The organism is Cupriavidus sp. UYPR2.512, from assembly GCF_000379565.1.
Lineage (GTDB): Bacteria > Pseudomonadota > Gammaproteobacteria > Burkholderiales > Burkholderiaceae > Cupriavidus.
Genome location: NZ_KB903028.1, coordinates 1 through 2,248 on the forward strand (window position 1 = coordinate 1; position 2,248 = coordinate 2,248).

The 2,248-nt window shown below is 50.1% G+C and carries 1 protein-coding gene and 1 pseudogene; one reads left to right on the top strand and one right to left on the bottom strand.

All coding sequences use genetic code 11. The annotated features are described in order from the left end of the window. A partial coding sequence (locus A3A5_RS43420) for a caspase family protein (RefSeq protein WP_198293149.1) occupies positions 1–1,532 on the bottom strand: 1,532 nt, incomplete at its 3' end. A 606-nt stretch (positions 1,533–2,138) separates the two neighbouring features. On the opposite strand from A3A5_RS43420, the pseudogene A3A5_RS43425 reads away from it, so the two are divergent. Then, positions 2,139–2,248: pseudogene (locus A3A5_RS43425) on the top strand (IS6 family transposase); the annotation flags it as partial.

The window sequence follows — 2,248 nt, forward strand, 5'->3', positions numbered from 1 at the left end:
CCCTTGCTCTGCAGGGCACTGAGCACCACCGGTGCCACGATGCTCGCGATATGGGTGACGTCCTCGAACCACCCCTTGTCGCCAGCCGTTGCCGGCTGCTGCGCCTGGTAGCCCTTGCTCTGCAGGGCGCTAAGCACCACCGGGACCGCGATGCTCGCGATATGGGTGACGTCCTCGAACCACCCCTTGTCGCCAGCCGTTGCCGGTTGTTGCGCCTGGTAGCCCTTGCTCTGCAGGGCACTGAGCACCACCGGGACCGCGATGCTCGCGATATGGGTGACATCGTCGAACCACCCTTTGTCGGCAGGCGTCGCCGGCTGCTGCGCCTGGTAGCATTTACTCTGCAGCGCACTCAGGATGACCGGCACAACGGTACTTACAGTGCGCGTAACATCTTCAATCCAGCCCTTATCGAAGCCGCTATTCAATGAAGAGATTTTCATGTTATCTCCCTGCGATTGAATCAGGATATATGGGAGTACTGCGTTAACAATATCAGCGATATCCTCCTGAGTTCCGCGCTTTAACGGTTTTTGGGAAGTCTCATTTATATTCTGCCCATCAGCGGGTTGAGGTGCTGCTGGTTCGGAAGCACTTGCTACCTTATCGGGTTTAGTATCAGGAGTTTTTTTAGTGGCAGAGTCTCGCTCTTCAGGATGAACAAGCATAATAAAACTTGCTTCTCCAAGGTTTGGTGGAGCCATCGGCTCCTTTAGCATCGGTGTTTGTTTGATCCCTTGCTTGTGAAGGGCATTTCCGGCCGCCTCAATGATTTCTTCCGTTGTGCCATTTCTTCCTAGCACATTTATGGAGTCTAGAAGCGAGAAAGTGAATGCGGAGAGACCTTCCGTGGATGGCCGGGATGCCGCTGCTTCTTCGTCTGCAAGGCAGGCAGATAGCAGCAAGCCCTTTGAATTTGGATTCTGCAGCTTAGTCTTTTGGAAGTCAGAGCCGCCGCCTGACTGAGAGGCGATTAGACGTTTACTAGAAAAATTCAAAGTTAGATCATCTCCGGATAATGCCTTAAGATTACCGAATGGGGCATATCCATTGGGTTTATCCTTGTAGTCCTTACCTGATGGTTGCCAGCACTTTACTCGAATCATCTGCACGTTGCCATTCTTGTCTAGCCACGGCTTCTCCATTCCTCCGGAAAAACATGCATCGATTACGATAGTTAGTATTCCATCCGGCAAGTCTTTAATTATTTTAGCTAAATCGCCGTCAAAGAAGAACTCACCATCCTGGGCAACGAGCGCCTCTCGAGTAACCTTATCAACTACCGGGCTGTACCCATGGCCAGAATAAAATAAGACAAGCCTATCATTTTTTGTGGCACCGCTAACCAGCCATTCAAGGTTGCTAATCAAGTTTGATTTGATTGCCTTCTTGTCAGTCAATAGCCTGACGTCATCGAAATGATATTGATTCTTAACTAAATTTTCGAATGCTCCAGCATCCTTAACACAACTCGGAAGCTGGTTTGGCGGATCATAGTCATCAATTCCGACAATTAGTGCCTTTTTAGACATAACTTCTCCCGAGATTTTTCATTGACTGATATAAAAGCAAACCATCCGCTTACGCTTTCGTTGTCGACGGGGATCTTTTCGATCTTTCTCATGATTTATCCTCATGCTAAAAAATAAATAAAAATATCCTTGCTTGGCGGTGTTATTTATGTTCGCTTATTGGCTAATTCTATCCTTTGGCCTTACAGCGCACCTGCGTGAGGTCCGCGGAAGGAGTCACCACCGAGTTCATTTGTGAGTGCAATCTATGTGCCAAGTGTTCGGCGAACTGGAGCCATCCTAAAAGCAGACCCAACACACTATCTTGATAGCGAATGTCCAGATTGTTCGATTTTTGACATTCATTTGTTTTGAACTGGACACTGCAACCCTGACAGCTCCGCTGACCTGATAAAATCTGCAGTACCGACGCCGTGAAATCATGGACGTGCGATGCAAATTCTGCTTTGGGCAGCAAAGGCCGATTCGCGGCCACTAAAGCGTCAGCGTGCTTGTAGGGTGCTCGAGCATAGCGCTTCTCCCCCGACTCGCGGCAACGGTTCAGCGAGGGTTCTGTCGCGATAACGGGAAGTAGAATGGCCGGTTTTGGAAACCGCAAGTCAGCAGATGAATAAGCCAGCGAAGACGCCGCGCACGAGCCTGCCAGGCGGCATTGCCAATGTCCTCAAGCGCCTGCACCATCCGGTGGACGTGATTCTGCTGTGCGTGCGCTGGTA